This is a genomic window from Piscinibacter gummiphilus, from assembly GCF_002116905.1.
GTDB lineage: Bacteria > Pseudomonadota > Gammaproteobacteria > Burkholderiales > Burkholderiaceae_C > Rhizobacter > Rhizobacter gummiphilus.
On record NZ_CP015118.1, the window covers coordinates 3,385,725 to 3,402,698 of the forward strand.

General features: G+C 70.4%; 14 protein-coding genes. 5 read left to right on the forward strand and 9 right to left on the reverse strand.

Annotated features, from left to right (window positions below; genetic code table 11):
* Positions 1–20: 20 nt before the first annotated feature.
* On the forward strand, positions 21–1,166 hold the full coding sequence (locus A4W93_RS15145; protein WP_085751393.1) for an ABC transporter substrate-binding protein: 1,146 nt from the start codon (positions 21–23) through the stop codon (positions 1,164–1,166).
* Between the two features lie 110 nt (positions 1,167–1,276).
* Here the strand turns inward: A4W93_RS15145 and A4W93_RS15150 are convergent, their stop codons facing one another.
* From A4W93_RS15150 to A4W93_RS15165, 4 genes are all read right to left on the reverse strand, one after another.
* Positions 1,277–3,709 carry a TonB-dependent siderophore receptor gene (locus tag A4W93_RS15150; protein ID WP_085751394.1) on the reverse strand — a complete coding sequence of 811 codons (2,433 nt, stop codon included), beginning with the start codon at positions 3,707–3,709 and terminating at the stop codon, positions 1,277–1,279.
* A gap of 91 nt (positions 3,710–3,800) precedes the next feature.
* The gene (locus A4W93_RS15155; RefSeq protein ID WP_085751395.1) at positions 3,801–4,787 is read right to left on the reverse strand and encodes a FecR domain-containing protein; all 987 of its coding nucleotides are present in this window, start codon (positions 4,785–4,787) and stop codon (positions 3,801–3,803) included.
* Positions 4,784–5,302 (reverse strand): sigma-70 family RNA polymerase sigma factor, encoded by a 519-nt coding sequence (locus A4W93_RS15160; RefSeq protein WP_085751396.1) that lies wholly within the window; start codon positions 5,300–5,302, stop codon positions 4,784–4,786. The genes A4W93_RS15155 and A4W93_RS15160 overlap by 4 nt, the downstream gene beginning before the upstream one ends.
* Before the next feature lie 79 nt (positions 5,303–5,381).
* Positions 5,382–5,879, reverse strand: coding sequence for a DUF3016 domain-containing protein (locus A4W93_RS15165; protein ID WP_085751397.1), 498 nt, complete (start codon positions 5,877–5,879; stop codon positions 5,382–5,384).
* A 202-nt stretch (positions 5,880–6,081) separates the two neighbouring features.
* Here A4W93_RS15165 and gdhA point away from each other — a divergent pair, with 202 nt between their 5' ends.
* Entirely contained in the window at positions 6,082–7,425 is a 1,344-nt protein-coding gene (gdhA, locus tag A4W93_RS15170; protein WP_085751398.1) for an NADP-specific glutamate dehydrogenase, read from the forward strand.
* Between the two features lie 18 nt (positions 7,426–7,443).
* Here gdhA and A4W93_RS15175 read toward each other — a convergent pair whose 3' ends face one another.
* From A4W93_RS15175 to lldP, 5 genes are read right to left on the reverse strand one after another with little or no spacing between them, the layout of a single operon-like run.
* Positions 7,444–7,665 carry a hypothetical protein gene (locus tag A4W93_RS15175; RefSeq protein WP_085751399.1) on the reverse strand — a complete coding sequence of 74 codons (222 nt, stop codon included), beginning with the start codon at positions 7,663–7,665 and terminating at the stop codon, positions 7,444–7,446.
* Between the two features lie 53 nt (positions 7,666–7,718).
* Positions 7,719–9,485 (reverse strand): D-lactate dehydrogenase, encoded by a 1,767-nt coding sequence (dld, locus tag A4W93_RS15180; RefSeq protein WP_085751400.1) that lies wholly within the window; start codon positions 9,483–9,485, stop codon positions 7,719–7,721.
* A complete protein-coding gene (gene lldD / locus A4W93_RS15185; RefSeq protein WP_085751401.1) occupies positions 9,482–10,621 on the reverse strand; it encodes an FMN-dependent L-lactate dehydrogenase LldD in 1,140 nt (379 codons plus the stop codon). Before lldD ends, dld begins: the two co-directional genes overlap by 4 nt.
* A gap of 10 nt (positions 10,622–10,631) precedes the next feature.
* Positions 10,632–11,426 (reverse strand): transcriptional regulator LldR, encoded by a 795-nt coding sequence (gene lldR, locus A4W93_RS15190; RefSeq protein WP_085751402.1) that lies wholly within the window; start codon positions 11,424–11,426, stop codon positions 10,632–10,634.
* Between the two features lie 21 nt (positions 11,427–11,447).
* Positions 11,448–13,118 (reverse strand): L-lactate permease, encoded by a 1,671-nt coding sequence (lldP, locus tag A4W93_RS15195; RefSeq protein WP_085751403.1) that lies wholly within the window; start codon positions 13,116–13,118, stop codon positions 11,448–11,450.
* Between the two features lie 332 nt (positions 13,119–13,450).
* On the opposite strand from lldP, the gene A4W93_RS15200 reads away from it, so the two are divergent.
* The 3 genes from A4W93_RS15200 (at position 13,451) to A4W93_RS15210 (ending at position 16,878) form a co-directional block, all read left to right on the forward strand.
* Positions 13,451–15,250, forward strand: a complete 1,800-nt coding sequence (locus A4W93_RS15200) for a monovalent cation:proton antiporter-2 (CPA2) family protein (RefSeq protein WP_085751404.1) — start codon at positions 13,451–13,453, stop codon at positions 15,248–15,250.
* Positions 15,251–15,367: 117 nt separating this feature from the next.
* The gene (locus A4W93_RS15205) at positions 15,368–15,907 is read left to right on the forward strand and encodes a sigma-70 family RNA polymerase sigma factor (RefSeq protein WP_085751405.1); all 540 of its coding nucleotides are present in this window, start codon (positions 15,368–15,370) and stop codon (positions 15,905–15,907) included.
* Positions 15,904–16,878: a FecR domain-containing protein gene (locus tag A4W93_RS15210; RefSeq protein ID WP_085751406.1), complete on the forward strand. Its 975-nt coding sequence runs from the start codon at positions 15,904–15,906 to the stop codon at positions 16,876–16,878. The genes A4W93_RS15205 and A4W93_RS15210 overlap by 4 nt, the downstream gene beginning before the upstream one ends.
* Positions 16,879–16,974: the final 96 nt, after the last annotated feature.

Here is a 16,974-nt window from a genome sequence, read left to right on the forward strand (position 1 = left end):
GCGTTCCGTGGTACAGACCGATGACCGAACGTTCGACCCTCTCCCGCCGCGACACCCTCGTCCACCTCGCCGCCACCGCGGCCGCCCTCGGCGGGGTCTCCGCCCCCGCGCGCGCCGCCGGCAAGCCGATCCGCATCGGCAGCACGCTCGCCCAGACCGGCATCGAACTCGCCAACGGCACGGGCCTGACCCTCGGGGCCACTGCATTCTTCACCGCACTCAACAAGGCTGGCGGCATCAACGGCAACAAGGTGGAACTGGTGCTCGCCGACGACCAGTTCGACCCGGAGAAGGCCAAGCAGAACGCCCTCGCCTTCGCCGCGGACCCCTCGATCGTGGGCATCCTGCACCCGCTGGGCACGCGACAGACCGCCGCCGTGATGGACAACGCGCCGAACGTGCCCGTCGTGGGCCCGAACACCGGCACCGTCGCGCTGCGCAAGAAGGAGTCGCGCAACGTGTTCTGGGTGCGCGCGAACTACGACCAGGAGATCGAGAAGCTCATCAACACCGCGTCGACCCTCGGCACCTCGCGCATCGCCCTCGTGCACCCGAAGGACCCGCTGGGCCTGTCGCTGCTGGCCGGCTTCGAGGCCGCGATGGCGAAGCACAACCTCAAGCCCGTCGCGATCGCCACCACGCCGAACACCACCAGCACCGAGGTCGAGCCGGCCGCAGCCGAGATCGCCAAGGCCGCGCCCCAGCTCGTGATCATGGGCCTGGGCGCGACGATGCCGCACTTCGTGAAGGCCGCGCGCAAGGCCGGCGTCACGAGCACGATGTACGGCCTGTCCATCGCACCAAACATCCAGAACATCCGCGCGCTGGGCGACATGACCCGCGGCCTCGGCTTCTCCATCGTCGTGCCCACGCCGTTCACGCCGAAACACGAGATCGTGCGCCGCTACCGCGCGGACATGGAGGCGATGGGCAGCCACGACCTGTCGCTGGTGAGCCTCGAGGGCTACATCAACGCCCGCGTGATGACCGAAGGGCTGCGCCGTGCGGGCGCGACCCCGACGCGCGAATCGCTGCACGCCGCGCTGGAAGGCCTCGGGACGCTGGACCTGGGCGGGCTGCGCCTGACCTTCGGCAAGGGGGACCACGAAGGGAGCAACTTCGTGGACCTGGCGGTCATCGGGCCGGACAGCAAGCTCATGACGTGAGCCCCCAGTCGCTTCGCTCCTGCCCCCGAGCGGCGCCACGGGTCGCCCGGGAAACCCGGGCTCGCGTGTGGCTTGATCGCCGAGGTGCCGAGGTTCGGTGACGTTCTTTTTCAGAACCGGTAGCGCGCCGTGGCCGTCACGGTGCGCCGCAGCCCCTGGTAGTACACGCCGTACCCATAGACGCCGTTGTCGCGGTCGAACAGGTTCTGGGCGTTCAGGCTCAGGCGCCACGGGCCGGTGGTGTAGTGCGCCGCGGCATCCACCATCGTGACCGACGGGTTCTCCACGGTGTTGACCGCGTTGCCGTAGCGCGAGCCGGTGTAGCGCGCGCCGAGCCCCCCGCCCAGGCCGGCCAGGTCCCCTCCCTGCACCGTGTAATCCAGCCAGGCGGCCGCGAGGTGCTTCGGGATCAGCGTGGGGCGCTTGCCCACCAGGGCCGCGTTGCTGTCGGCCGTGTTCTCGATGTCGTTCAGCGTGTACTGCGCCGCCAGGTCGAGGCCGCGGGCGAGCGACACCTTGGCCTCCAGTTCGATGCCGCGCGACCGCACCTCGCCCACCTGCCGCGCATCGAACGTGACGGGGTCGTACGTGACGACGTTGCGCTTGGTGAGGTCGTAGACCGCGGCCGTCAGCCACACCGACTCGCCCGCCGGCTGGTACTTCACGCCCAGTTCGTACTGCGTGCCCCGGGTGGGCTCGAAGGGCCGCCCTTCCGCATCGCGGCCCGGAGTCGGCAGGAACGACTGGCCCCAGCTGACGTACGGTGCGAGGCCCGACGGGTGCAGCCAGGTGAGCCCGACGCGGCCGGTGAAGGCGTGGTCGCGGGTCTCGACGCTCGCCCCGGCGAGGTGGTCGGACTCCTCGCCTTCGAACCAGTCCTGCCGGCCGCCGACGGTCAGCAGCCATTCGGGACCGAAACGCACCTGGTCCTGCGCGTAGAGCCCCAGCTGGCGCTGCGAGGAGGACGCGTCGGTGTTGCGATCGGCGATCGTCGGGCGCGAGACGCCCACGCCGTACACCGGGTTGTCGATGTTCAACGACGGCGCACCCGCGCTCGCGGCCTGGATGTCGGAGTCGACCCGGGTCCAGTCGAGCCCGAACAGCAGCTGGTGCGTGGCGGGACCGGTGGGCACCCGGCCGTGCAACTGGGTGTCGACGACCGTGTAGCGCATCGATTCGCTCAACAGGCTCGCACCGCGCGCCAGCTCGCGGGTGACGGGGTCGGCGCGGCCGTAGCCGCCATCGATCAGGGTCATGTCGGGCACCGACACCGACGACGTGCGGAGGTTCTGCTTCACCTGCCAGTCCGGCGCGAATCGGTGCGCGAACTGGTAGCCGGCGTCCCACTGCCGGGCCTCGTAGTGCGCGTAGCCGGGCTCGCCGATCAGCACACCGGAGTGCTGGCCGTTGTCGTTCACGTACTCCCAGGCGACGTCGGGCCCGGACTGGCGCAGGCCGCTGCCCAGCAGGGTCAGCGTGGTGTCGGCGTCGAAACGGAAGGCGAGCGACGGAGCGATGTAGAAGCGCTCGATCGACTCGGGCCGGAAGTTCGGGTACTGCACCTGCGGTTCGTGTTCGAGCGACACCCCCACGAGGCGCCACTGGACGGCGTCGTCGCTGCCGGCCGCGCCGCCCACGTCGATCGCGAACTGGCGGCGGTCGAAGTTGCCCAGTTGCAGTTCCACCTCGCGCGGGGCCGACGCGTCGGGGCGTTTGCTGACGCGGCTGATCACCCCGCCCACGTCGCCCTGCCCGAACGCGGTCGAGGCCGGGCCACGCAGCACTTCCACACGCTCCAGGCCGTAGACCTCGGTGCGCGGATAGCTCCACGACGTGGAGCTCTTCGGCTGGCGCAGGCCGTCGAGGTAGTTGCCCGCCGCGCTGTCGAAGCCGCGCGACGTGACACCGGAGTCGCCGGAGTTCATGCGGTCGTCCGCGCCGTAGAGGACGGGCAGCACGCCGGGGGTGTAGAGCAGCGGGTCGCCGCTGTTGGCGGCGCCGCGCGCCTCCATCTCCGGCCGCCCGATCACCGAGATCGACTGAGGGATCTCGCGCAGCGGCGTGCCGGTCTTCGTGGCCGTGCTGCTCTCGCGGGCGACATAGCCCTTGACCGGGCCGATCGCCGGGTCGGTCTCGACCGCGGCACGGACGCGCACCGGTTCGAGGGTGGGGGCCCCCGCGGGCGCCGGCGCCGGGGCGGCTTCGAGCGCGAACCCACCGGGGGCGCGGACGGCGGCGAGGCCCGTGCCTTCCAGCAGGATCCGCAGTCCGGTGTCGACGTCATGCGCACCCGACAGCCCGCGCGTGCCGCGGCCCTCGACGGCCTTGGCGTCGTACGCCAGGTTGACCCCCGCGACCCGGGCGAAACGGTCGAGCGCCGCGCCGAGCGGTCCGGCCGGGATGTCGAAGGCCGGCGTGGCGGCGGCCGTCTGCGCGGAGGCCGGGCCCGCGGCCAGGCCCGCGCCCAGGCACAGGGCGACGGCCAGGCCGATGGCCCGGGGCTGGAAGCGGAAGGTGGAGGAAACGGTGCGGGAGCGGCTCACGTCGAGGTCTCTTTCGGGGGGCTGTTGAGGGGGCCTGGCCGGTCGGGCCGGAGGTGTTCAACAGGGAGGCCGGACGAGAACGCGGATCCCCTCAGGAATTTTTCGCGGCCGGGCCCACCGTGACCCAGAAGCGCGTGCGTCGGGAGACCTCCACCGGCTGCGTGCGGGCGATGAAACGCAGCACCTGTTCGGTGTCGTCGAGGTGGAACACGCCCGAGACACGCAGGTCGGCCACGCGCGGGTCGCACACCAGCCGGCCGTGGCGATGCCGGGCGAGTTCGGCCAGCAGGTCGGCCAGGCGCATGTCGCGGCCGGCGATGACCCCGTCGGCGAAGGCGCCCGGGTCGAACCCGCGCCACTCGGCCGGGGTCGTGCCGCCGCGGTCCAGCCAGCGCGACGACCCGGCCTCCACCCGCACCGCCGGACCGCCGTCGGCCGGGTGCAGGTCCACGGCGCCTTCGGTGACACCGACGAATGCGCGCGTGCCGTCGAGGCGCACCACGAACCGGGTGCCCACCGCGCGCAGCCGTCCGGCGGCCGTCTCGACCCAGAACTCCCGGTGGCCCCGTGCGCCGGCGTCGGGACCGGTGGTCACGAGGATCTCGCCCCGGTGCAGCATGAGCACGCGCCGGTCGCCGGCGAGGTCCGTGCCGACCGCCGTGTCGGTGTTGAGGGACAGGCGGGTGCCGTCGGAGAGGGTCACCGTGCGCCGTTCGCCCACACCCGTGGACACGTCGGCCACGAGGCGCTGCCACGGCGTGAACTCGCGCACCGCCCCGATCGACACCACCCCGGCGAACCCGAGGCCCAGGCCGCGAAGCACCTTGCGCCGGCCGGCGGTGCGGGCCCGCCGCGCCGACTCGGCGGACTGCAGCGTGTCGAGGGCCAGTCGAGGCGGCACCCGCTGCAGGTCGCCCCGCATCGCGGCCACGCGTTCCCACGCCAGGCCGTGTCGCGGGTCCGCACCCAGCCAGCGTTCGAACGCGGCCCGCGCCGCGGGCGTGGGTTCGCCATGGTCGAGCTTGACCGACCAGCCGATCGCCGCATCGACGACCGCATCGGGTAGCGCGGCGCTCATGCGTAGCGGAGGTCGTAGCAGCGGCGCAGCCCCTGGGCCACGTACCGCTCGGCGGTGGCGAGCGACACGCCGAGGCGCTCGCCGATCTCGCGGCACGTGACGCCCTCGAGTTGCGCCCACAGGAAGGCCTGGCGCACCGCCGGTTTCAGGGCATCGAGCAGCCGGTCGATCCGGATCAGCGCCTCGAGGCACAGCAGGCGGGTCTCCGGCGACGGGGCCTGGGCCTCCGGCATCGCGGCCAGCGTCTCGAGCCACGCGCGTTCGAGTTCGCGACGGCGCCAATGGTCGACGACGAGGCCGCGGGCGATCGTGGAGAGGTAGGCACGCGGCGTGTCGATGGCCTCCGGAGCGCCACGGCCCTGCCGCGCCAGCACCCGCATGAACACGTCCTGCGCCAGGTCGGCCGCGTCGGCGCGGTCGCCCAGCCGCCGGCGCAGCCAGCCCTGGAGCCAACCGTGGTGGTGGCTGTAGAGCGTCTCGACGTGTTGGTGGGCAGCGGTTTCGGCGGCGGACACGGGCACCTCGGTGCCGTCCGCCGGTCAGCGCATCGGCAAGTCAATAAGAATTATTCTCATCTTAGCCGAAAAGGGAGCGTCAGCGCCTGCCGAAGCGTTGCCGGAACCAGTCGTCGAGCATGGCCTTCTCGTACCGCAACCGGTCGCCGCTGCTGTACGGGTTGATCGACATCAGGAACGACTGGTCGCTGACCCGCTCCTCCACCGACGGGTCGGCCACGCCGTTGCGGCTGAGCGTGTAGCGCAGGCGGACGCGCGGCCAGTCGATGTCGCGCACGATGCGCACGTCGTCGATCCGGGCGGACGGCTGGAAGCGGCCGGCCAGGTCGACGTCGAGCACCTCGACGGCCAGCGTCTCGCCATCGGCCAGGTCACGCTCGGCCAGCTTCTGGACGTGCCTTTCGAGGTCGCGCTGGAGGGCGGCGAGGTCCCGCTCCGTCGGGGTTTCGCGCGAGTACCCGGCGTCGGTGAACTTCTCCGGGTTCACGAAGGTGACGTTGGCGGTGCCGGCCGCGGTGGCTGACCGGGCCACGGCCAGCAGCCACAGGGCGACGATGGTCACGGGCGAACGGGTCATGGGACGGGGCTCCTCCCGCGGCGCCCGCGGGTCGAATCCGGATCATGCGACCTGGCTCCCGCGACAGCAAGCGGCTACAGGCGGCCGCGCACACGCACCACCATGGCGCAAGCACCGCTACCCGAGTGAATCAATGCGGTGCAGCTCTTGGACGAGAATGCCCTTTTCCGTCCCTTGAGTGCACCATTTCAATTCACATTCGATGAAACACACCTCGCATCGCACATTCCTGGAGCATCTGGCCCTTCGCAACCCTGGCCAGCCGGAGTACCTCCAGGCCGTCTCGGAGGTCACCGAAAGCCTGTGGCCGTTCATCTCGGCGCACCCGAAGTACGCCGAGCAAGGCCTGCTGGACCGGCTCGTGGAACCCGAGCGCGTGGTGATGTTCCGGGTGTCGTGGGTCGACGACCACGGCGCGGTGCAGGTCAACCGCGGCTACCGCATCCAGCACAGCCTGGCCATCGGCCCGTACAAGGGCGGCCTGCGGTTCCACCCGTCGGTGAACCTGTCGATCCTGAAGTTCCTGGCGTTCGAGCAGACGCTGAAGAATGCGCTGACCACGCTGCCGATGGGCGGTGGCAAGGGCGGCGCCGACTTCGACCCGAAGGGCAAGAGCCCGGCCGAGGTGATGCGCTTCTGCCAGGCCTTCGTGATGGAGCTGTTCCGCCACGTCGGCGCCGACACCGACGTGCCGGCCGGTGACATCGGCGTGGGCGGCCGCGAGGTCGGCTTCATGGCCGGCATGATGAAGAAGCTCACCAACCGCGCCGACTGCGTGTTCACCGGCAAGGGCATCTCGTTCGGCGGCTCGCTGATGCGGCCGGAGGCCACCGGCTACGGCACCGTCTACTTCGCCCAGGAGATGCTGCAGCAGCGCGGCCTCGCCCTCGACGGCCTGCGGGTCGGCGTTTCGGGTTCGGGCAACGTGGCCCAGTACGCGGTCGAGAAGGCCATGGCCCTCGGCGCCAAGGTCGTCACCGTCTCCGACTCCAGCGGCACGGTGGTCGACGAAGCCGGCTTCACGCCCGGGAAGCTCGCCGAGCTGATGGAGGTGAAGAACCACCTGTATCAGCGTGTCGACGAATACGCGAAGCGCGTGGGCGCCACGTTCCACGCGGGCAAGCGCCCGTGGCACGTGCCGGTCGACGTCGCCCTGCCCTGCGCCACCCAGAACGAGCTGGACGGCGCCGAGGCACAGCTGCTCGTGAGCAACGGGGTCAAGTGCGTGGCCGAAGGCGCCAACATGCCGTCGACGCTCGAGGCGATCAAGGTGTTCGAGGAGTCGCGCGTGCTGTACGCGCCGGGCAAGGCCAGCAACGCGGGTGGCGTGGCCACGTCCGGGCTTGAGATGAGCCAGAACGCCATGCGCCTGTCGTGGGGCCGCGAGGAGGTCGACGCGCGCCTGCACGGCATCATGCGCAGCATCCACGCCGCGTGCCTGCAGCACGGCCGTCGCGCGGACGGCAGCGTCAGCTACGTCGACGGCGCCAACGTCGCCGGTTTCGTGAAGGTGGCCGACGCCATGCTGGCGCAGGGCGTGGTCTGATCGACGGGGGGCGGTGCCTCAGGGCGCCGCGTCGGAGGCGCGTTCACCGGCCCGGCGGATCGCGTCGTCCAGTTCCGCCTTCACCCGGTCGGTGGTCTGGCGCGGGGTTTCCGCCGGGGCGGCGGTCGTCACGGCCTCCGGCGTGACCCGCGTGGCCGGACGCGACAGCATCTGCTTCGCCGCCAGTCCCACGATGGCCAGCGCAACCAGCAACCCCACGATTCCCAGCACTGCCCGCATCGCCCACACTCCGGTCCGTCACCGCACCATGCGGTGGATCGGGCCGGATCTTCTCATGCGGCGGCTTCGGAGCCCTCGTCCGCGTACCCTGCGGGCCAGGCCGGTTTGTCGTCGCAGCACGTGTCCCAGCCCCTCAGGCGCGACGTGTGCCCGATGCCGGGGTTGAACGTGTTCGTCGGATCGAGCCCGCGATAGAAGCCGGCGAGACCCGGCTTGGCCACGTACAGGTGCCCCACGTTGTGTTCGGCCGGGTACTCGGCGCGGCGCGCGTCGAGCAGCTCCCACATGCGGTGCTCCATCGCGAGCGGGTCCACGCCCTTCTTCACGATGTAGTCCTGGTGGAACACGTGGCAGAAGAAATGGCCGTAGTACAGCTTGTGGACCACGTCCGTCTCGACGTCGGCCGGCAACTGCTCGACCCAGTCGCGGTCGTTGCGGCGCAGCGCCACGTCGAGCGCGACGATGTCCTCCACGTCGCGCCGGTGCACCTCGCGGTAGCGGATGGCCGCGCCCGCGATCGCGAAGCGGTGCAGGAAGGCCTTGCGGCCCTCCTCCGCGTCGCACTCGAACCAGCCGCCGCTCGTGCTGCCGCCGAAGTGGCTGGCGAGGAACGCCTTCGTGGCCTCGGCCGTGTCGTTCGACACACGTACCAGCAGGTGGTGCTCGTAGCGCTCGCGCCATTGGCGCATGCGCGCCGGCAGGTGGCTTGGCAGCAGGCTCATCGCCGCCTGGATGACCCGGTCGGTCACGCCGCGCAGGCCGAAGCGTTCGAAGAACCCGTCGACGCGGCTCTTGAGCGCGAAGGCCGCCGGCACGCGCGCGGTGCCGAAGCGGTCGATCAGCAGGAAGGTGTCCTTGCCGTAGCGTTCGCCGATGTCGTAGGCGGTGCGGTGGATGTACTCGCCCGCGATGGGCAGGCGCGGCAGCGCGGTCAGCAGGTGGCGGCGCACCGCGGTCAGGTCGCCGGGGTCGTTGCTGCCGATGTAGAAGACGCTGCTCGGCTCCTTCGGGAAGGTGTCGAGGCGCACGGCGAAGAGGCACAGCTTGCCGGCCGAGCCCGAGGCCTCGAAGAGGCGCGACGGGTCGGCGTTGAAACGCGCGGGCGTGTCGGCGTCCACCGCGCGCACGTGTTCGGCGTAGCGCGGGTCCGACGCGGCGCGGGCCGGGTCGTGCGTGACGTCGGCCGCCGTGTAGTCGCCCCGCTGCAGGCGCTCGAGGATCTCCTCCGGCGTGGCACCGAGCGCGATGCCCAGGTGGTTCACCAGTTCCGGCGTGCCGTCGTCGCGCACGCGGGCGTACAGCGCGAGTTCGGTGTAGGCCGGTCCGCGGCGCACGAGGGCGCCTCCGGAGTTGTTGCAGATGCCGCCGATCACCGAGGCGCCGATGCACGACGACCCGATCACCGAATGCGGCTCGCGCCCGAGCGGCGCCAGCGCCTGCTCGAGCCGGTCGAGCGTGGCGCCCGGCAGGCACACCACCTGCGCGCCGTCACCCAGCACCTGCACGCCGGCGATGCGCATCGTGTTGACGAGCACGATCTCGCGGTCGTAGCCGTCGCCATCGGGCGTCGACCCGCCGGTGAGGCCCGTGTTCGCGGCCTGCATGATCACGATGCGGCCCGAGGCCACCACGGCCTGCAGCACGCGCCACTGCTCCAGCAGCGTGCCGGGCCGCACCACGGCGAGCACCCCGCCCTGCCCCGTGCGGTGGCCCTTGCGGAAGCGGCGGGTGTCGCGGTCATCGGTCAACACGTGGGCGGCGCCCACGGTGTCGCGCAGCTGGCGCAACAGGGTGGCGCCGGAAACAGCGGCTGTGTTCATCGGTCGCGCACCAGCAGATCCCCGTTGATGTCGGACACCTTCGCGACGCTCGTGAGCGTCATCGCCACGCGCATCTCCTTCTCGAGCAGCTCGAGCAGGTGCTTCACGCCGGCCTGGCCCGCGACGGCCAGCGCGTAGATGTAGGCGCGGCCGATCATCGTGGCGTCGGCACCGAGCGCCAGCGCCCGGACGACGTCGAGGCCGTTGCGGATGCCCGAGTCGGCGAGGATCTTGATCTGGCCCTTCACGGCATCGGCGATGGCCGGCAGCGCGCGGGCCGACGACAGCACACCGTCGAGCTGGCGACCACCGTGGTTCGACACGATGATGCCGTCGGCGCCGAAGCGCACCGCGTCGCGGGCGTCGTCGGGGTCGAGGATGCCCTTGATCACCATCGGGCCCTTCCAGAAATCACGGATCCATTCGAGGTCGCGCCACGAGATGGACGGATCGAAGTTGGCGCCGAGCCAGCCCATGTAGTCGGCGAGGCCCGTGGGTTTGCCGAGGTACGCGGAGATGTTGCCCAGGTCGTGCGGGCGGCCGAGCAGGCCCACGTCGAGGGACCAGCGTGGGTGCATCATCGCCTGCCAGTAGCGGCGCAACGGGGCGTTCGGGCCGCTCATGCCCGAATGCGCATCGCGGTAGCGGGCGCCGGGCACCGGCATGTCCACCGTGAAGACGAGCGTGGAGCAGCCCGCGGCCTGCGCGCGCTCCAGGGCGTTCTTCATGAAGCCGCGGTCCTTCAGCACGTACAGCTGGAACCACATCGGACGCTTGAGTTTCGGGGCCACCTCCTCGATCGGACACACCGACACGCTCGACATCGTGAACGGAATGCCGTGCGCATCGGCGGCCTGCGACGACTGCACCTCGCCGCGGCGGGCGTACATGCCGCCGAGGCCCACGGGCGCGAGCGCCACGGGGATGGAGAACTTCTCGCCGAAGAGCTCGATGCTGGTGTCGAGCCGGCTCATGTCCTTCAGCACGCGCTGGCGCAGCGCCACGGCCGCGAAGTCCTCGACGTTGCGGCGCAGCGTCTGCTCGGCGTAGGCGCCGCCGTCGAGGTAGTGGAACAGGAACGGCGGCAGCCGCTTCTGCGCGGCGGTGCGGTAGTCGGCGGAGGAGGAAATGATCATGGTGGGGGTCTCATGCCCGTCGGGGCGGGTCGGTGGGCAGCAGGAGGGACGGCGCGGCGTCCACCGGCAGGCGGGTGGACCGCTCGCGGCGGGCGCGGTCCTCGTCCATGCGCTGGATGGTGGTGCGCACGTGTTCCAGGTGGTCGCCGATGCAGGCGCGCGCGCGGGTGGGGTCGCCGTCGAGGATGGCCTGCATCAGGTCCTGGTGCTGCGCGGTCAGCACGCGCAGCGTCTCGGGTGCACTGAGGCGGAACATGTCGTGGCGGTTGCGCTCGACGGTGGACAGCACCACGGCGAAGAGGCTCTGCATCACCTGCACGAGCACCACGTTGTGCGATGCCTCGGCGATCGCGAGGTGGAACTGCGCGTCGGCCCGCGCCGCCAGCTCGGCGTGGCCGCTCTGCTGGTGCTGCATCATCACGTCGAAGCAGCGCTGGATGCGCTCCTTGTCGGCGGGCGTGGCGCGCTGCGCGGCCAGCCACGCGGTGCTGGTCTCGAGCGCGTGGCGCGTCTCCAGCACGTCGTAGCGGTAGTGCGGGTCGGCGTCGAGCAGGCGCACGAGCGGCCCCATGGCCTCCTGCAGCCATTCGGCCGGCGCGGTGCTCTGCACGTACGTGCCGTCGCCCCTGCGGCTGACCAGCGCGCCCTGGCTGGTGAGCTTCTGGATCGCCTCGCGCAGCGAGTTGCGCGACACGCCCAGCTCGGCCGCCAGCTGGCGCTCGGCCGGCAGGCGCTCGCCGGCCTGCAGGCCGCGGGCCTGCACGAGGGCCAGCAGCTTTTCAACGACGTGATCGACGAGGCGCATGGGGAACTTCCGGATGAAGGATCAATGACCCGGAATCATCCACGGAAACACGTAGGCCTGCAGCGTCGTCAGCGCCCCGATGATCGCGGCGAAGATCAGGCTGTGCTTCACGGTGAAGCGGAACAGGTCCGACTCCCGGCCCGCCAGGCCCACGGCCGCGCAGGCGATGGCGATGGACTGCGGCGAGATCATCTTGCCGGTGACCCCACCCGTGGTGTTCGCGGCAACGGTCAGCACCTGCGGCAGGCCCAGCTGCTGGGCGGTGGTGGCCTGCAGCGCGGCGAACAGCGCGTTGGCCGAGGTGTCCGAGCCCGTCAGGAACACGCCGATCCAGCCGAGGAACGGCGAGAAGAACGTGAAGGCCTGGCCGGTGTGGGCGAGCGCCAGGGCCAGCGTGGCCGACAGGCCCGAGTAGTTCGCGACGAACGCGAAGGCGAGCACCATGCCGATCGAGTAGATGGGGATCGCGAGTTCCTTGAAGGTTTCGCCGAGCGTGGCCACGGCCTTGGCCGGTGAGAGCCGCGTGAACGCGATGGTGATGACGGCGGCGATCAGGATGGCCGTGCCGGTGGCCGACAGCCAGTTCAGCGAGTACATCGCGCCATAGGGCGTGGCGGCGGCCACCACCGGCGGCGTCTTCTCGACGAGGTTGTGCAGAAACGGCACGGGCACGTTGATCACCGTCCACGCGAGCGCGGCCTTCGCGGCGAACAGTGCCTTGAACGGCTTGATGCTCCAGACCGTGACCATCGCGGTCAGCACGATGAACGGCGACCAGGCCTTGAGCACGGCGACGGCGGTCAGCGGGGCCGTGTGCTTCGGCATCGCGGGCGCCTTCGGCTGGCCCGGTTCGACCTCGAAGCGGAAGATTCGCTTGGGCTGCCACACCTTCAGGAAGAGCGTGAGCGACACCAGCGACACGATGGCCGACGTGATGTCCGGCAGCTCGGGACCGATGAAGTTGGCGGTGAGGAACTGCACGATGGCGAACGAACCGCCGCCCACCAGCACCGCGGGCCAGGTTTCCTTCACGCCGCGCCAGCCATCCATGATGGCCATGATCCAGAACAGCACGAGCACCGTCATGAACGGCAGCTGCCGGCCGGCCATCTGGCCGATGGAGAACGCGTCGACACCCGACACCTGCCCCGCCACGATGATGGGGATGCCCATCGCGCCGAAGGCCACCGGCGCCGTGTTGGCGATCAGGCACAGCCCGGCCGCGTACAGCGGCTTGAAGCCGAGGCCCACCAGCAGCGCCGCGGTGATGGCCACCGGCGCGCCGAAGCCGGCCGCGCCCTCGAGGAACGCGCCGAAGCAGAAGCCCACGAGGATCAGCTGAAGCCGCTGGTCGGGCGTGACCGACAGGATCGACGAGCGGATCACGTCGAACTGCCCGGTCTTCACGGAGATCTTGTAGAGGAACACCGCGGCCACGATGATCCACGCGATGGGCCACAGCCCGTAGAAGAAGCCGTACACGGCCGAGGCCAGCGCCGCGCTCACCGGCATCCGGTAGAAGAACAGCGCCACGCCCAGCGACAGCAGCACGGTGACTGTGCCGGCCTGCCAGCCCTTGAGGCGCAGCTTCGTCAGCGCGAGGAAGAAGAAGACGATCGGGATCAATGCCACCAGCGCGGAAATCCAGATGTTTCCGGCGGGGTCGTAGTTCTGTTGCCAGAGGGTTTGCATGGCCGTGTTGTCGAAGGCGGTGGATGGACCACGAGGGCCCGGGAAGGTCGAAGGTTCCGCCGGCTACAACTGAATTGGTTGGACCAATAAGAACGGCTTGGCGAAGACGCGCAATTTTGCGGCGCATCTCACACAAATCGCCAAAGGGTTAACCCGCATATCTCAGTTCATTACCTCGAATGCTGAGTATTGGTCCGACCAATTATCAACTCGGCATTCGGATCCCTCGACCAGGGTTCCAGCAGCCGCCGCCGAACCCACGACAATCGCCGCTGCGCGCGGGGCCGACGGCCCTGCCCCGTTCACCGAAGTTCAACGACAAGAGAGATTGCATGTCCGCAGAAGGAAGCACGCGTGACCTGATCGAGGCCGTGAGCCTGCTGGGTGCCGCCGTGGTGGCGGTACCTCTGTTCAAGAAGATCGGCCTCGGCTCGGTGCTGGGTTACCTGGCCGCGGGCCTGGCCATCGGCCCCTTCGGACTGCGGCTCTTCACCGAACCGCAGGCCATCCTGCACGTGGCCGAGCTGGGCGTGGTGATGTTCCTGTTCGTGATCGGACTGGAAATGCAGCCGTCCCACCTGTGGGGCCTGCGGCGCCAGATCTTCGGCCTCGGCAGCCTCCAATGCCTGGTCTGCGGCCTCCTCCTCACGGCGGTCGGCATGAGTTTCGGCTTCCCGCTGGCGGTGTCCTTCGTCAGCGCGATGGGCTTCGTGCTCACGTCGACGGCCATCGTGATGCAGCTGCTGGGCGAGCGAGGTGACATCGCCGCGCCGCGCGGACAGCGCATGGTCTCCATCCTGCTCTTCGAGGACCTGCTGATCGTGCCGCTGCTGGCCATCGTGTCCTTCATCGCACCGCCGGCGCTCGACGCCGCCGCCGCAGCGCCATCGCGCTGGGGCGTGATCGCCCTCGGGCTGGGGGCACTCGCCGCGCTGGTGGCCGCGGGCGTGTGGCTGCTGAACCCGTTCTTCCGCGTGCTGGCGAACGCGAAGGCACGCGAGGTCATGACGGCCGCGGCGCTGCTGGTCGTGCTGGGCGCCGCGCTGCTGATGCAGCTGGGCGGCCTGTCCATGGCGATGGGCGCCTTCCTGGCCGGCGTGCTGCTGTCCGAGTCGACCTTCCGCCACCAGCTGGAGGCCGACATCGAACCCTTCCGCGGCCTGCTGCTGGGGCTGTTCTTCCTGGGCGTCGGCATGTCTCTCGACCTCGCCGTGGTGGCCTCGAACTGGCCCCTGATCGTGGCCGGCGTGCTGGCGATGATGGCCACCAAGGCGCTGTGCATCTACGGTGTGGCGAGGCTCGCCCGCAGCTCGCACGCGGACGCGCTGGACCGCGCCGTGCTGATGGCGCAAGGCGGCGAGTTCGCGTTCGTGCTGTTCGCGGCAGCCCTCGGCAAGGGGGTCATCGACGCCACCGTCAACGCCAACATGACGGCCATCGTCGTGCTGTCGATGGTGCTGACCCCGCTGGTGGTGCTGGCGCACCGGCGGTTCGGGCCGCGCCCGGCGATGTCCATGGACGGCGTCGAAGCCGTGCACGACCAGCGGGCCAGCGTGCTCGTGATCGGCTTCGGCCGCGTGGGCCAGATCGCCAGCCAGGGCGTGCTGGCGCGCGGCGCCTCGCTGACCGTGATCGACAACGACACCCAGGTGATCCGCGACGCCCAGGAGTACCTGGGCTTCAAGGTCTACTACGGCGACGGCGGCCGCCCCGACGTCCTTCGCGCCGCCGGCGCACGCCACGCCAACGCCATCCTGGTCTGCGTCGACGACAAGGCCGCCGCGACACGCATCGCCCACAGCGTGCGGGCCGAATGCCCGCACGTGCGCGTGATCGTGCGCGCCTTCGACCGCGAACATGCGGTGGAACTCGCCAAGACCGATGCCGCGGACATCGTGGTGCGCGAAACCTTCGAATCCGCCATGAAGATGAGCCACGAAGCCATGCTGGCCACCGGCGCCACGGTGGACGAGGCCGACGCCGTGGCCTCGGACCTGCGCCGACTGGACGGGGAACGCTTCGACCTGGAGGTGGCGGGTGACGCCTTCGCAGGGCGCGCGCTGCTGCTGGCGGGGCTGCGCACGCGGCACGCCAAACACGGTGGCGGCACCACGGGAGGGCCGTTCGCTTGAGCCCTGCTGGGGTGGCAAGCGCTCGCCGGATCCGGACAACCTTGGCTACAATGAAATAAGAACCATTCTTAATTGACCGACGGCTTCGCGCCCCGGTGTTGTCACTGGGAAGTCACCATGCATGCCGTCGAGATGCCTTCTTGCAGTGAGCGCAGCGAAGTCGCTGCGCTCTACGCCGACCACCACGGTTGGCTGCAGGGCTGGCTGCGCCGGAAGCTGGGCAACGCCTTCGACGCGGCCGACCTGGCGCAGGACACCTTCGTGCGCCTGCTCTGCGCGCCCGACGACACGCCCGAGAAGCTGGGTGAATGGAAGCTGCGCGAACCGCGGGCCTACCTGACGCTGATCGCCAAGCGCCTGATGGCCAACCTGCACCGCCGGCGCTCGCTCGAGCAGGCCTACCTCGAAGCGTTGGGCGCAATGCCCGAGCCCTTGGCGCCCTCCCCCGAGCAGCAGGCCAGCGTGCTCGAGACGCTGCAGGAGATCGACGCCATGCTCGACGGCCTGACGCCCGCGGCGCGCACGGCGTTCCTGCTGGCGCAACTCGAAGGCCTGGGCTATGCGGAGATCGCGGTCCGGCTGTCGGTCAGCGAGCGCACCGTGAAGCGCTACATGGCCGAGGCGATGGCGCGCTGCATCCTGCTGACGACCGAATGAGCGCCGTCAATGAATCCGTGGCCCTCCAGGCCGCGCAGTGGTTCTTCCTGCTGAACTCCGGCGAGGCGACGGCCGCCGATCGCCAGCGCTGTGCGCATTGGCGCGCGGCCGACCCGATGCACGACCTCGCCTGGCAGCGCGCCGAGCGCGTGAGTCTCAAGTTCGGCCAGCTGCCCAGCGCACTCGCCGCGCCGGTGCTCGGCCGCTCGGAGCGCGCGGAACGGCGCGGGGCCATGAAGGCGCTGGCACTTTTCGTCGCAGCCGTGCCCGCGGCCTGGCTGGCCTCGCGCACCGCGCCCGCACGCGAATGGCTGGCCGCGCACCGCACGGCCACGGGCGAACACCGCGAACTGCGCCTGCCCGACGGCACGCGGCTGCAGCTCAACACCGCGACCGCGCTCGACGTGGCCTACGACGACCGCGTGCGGCTGTTGCGGCTCCATGCGGGCGAGATCCTGGTCGACACCGCGCCCGACACGGTTCCGCCCGGCCACCCGGCGTACCGGCCGCTGGTCGTCGAAACCCCGCAGGGCCGCCTGCGCGCGCTCGGCACGCGCTTCGTGGTGCGGCAGTTGGAGACTCAACGCTGCCGTGTCGCGGTGCTCGAAGGCGCGGTCGAGGTGCGGCCGGACCATTCGACCGATCGGCCCGTGGTGGTGCGGGCCGGCGAGCAGGCCGATTTCTCTTCGATGGCCGTGGACCCGATCACCGCGGCCGCGCCGCAGGTCGACGGCTGGTCGCGCGGCATCCTGCGCACGCGCGACATGCGGCTGCAGGACTTCGTGGCGGAGCTGGCCCGGTACCGGCCCGGCGTGCTGCGCTGCGATCCGGCCGTGGGCGAGTTGCGCATCTCCGGCGTGTTCCAGCTGCGCGATACCGGCGCGGTGCTCGACAGCCTGCCGCAGACGCTGCCGGTGGACGTGCGCTACCGCACCCGCTACTGGGTGACGGTCACCGCGCCCGGCGCCTGAAGCCGGCCGCGCCCGATGCGTCGCGGCGCATCAAAGAAAAAATTCGCCGCACCGTGTCCCTTTTCGTTCTCTCGCGTGTGAAGCCTTGAGGAACAC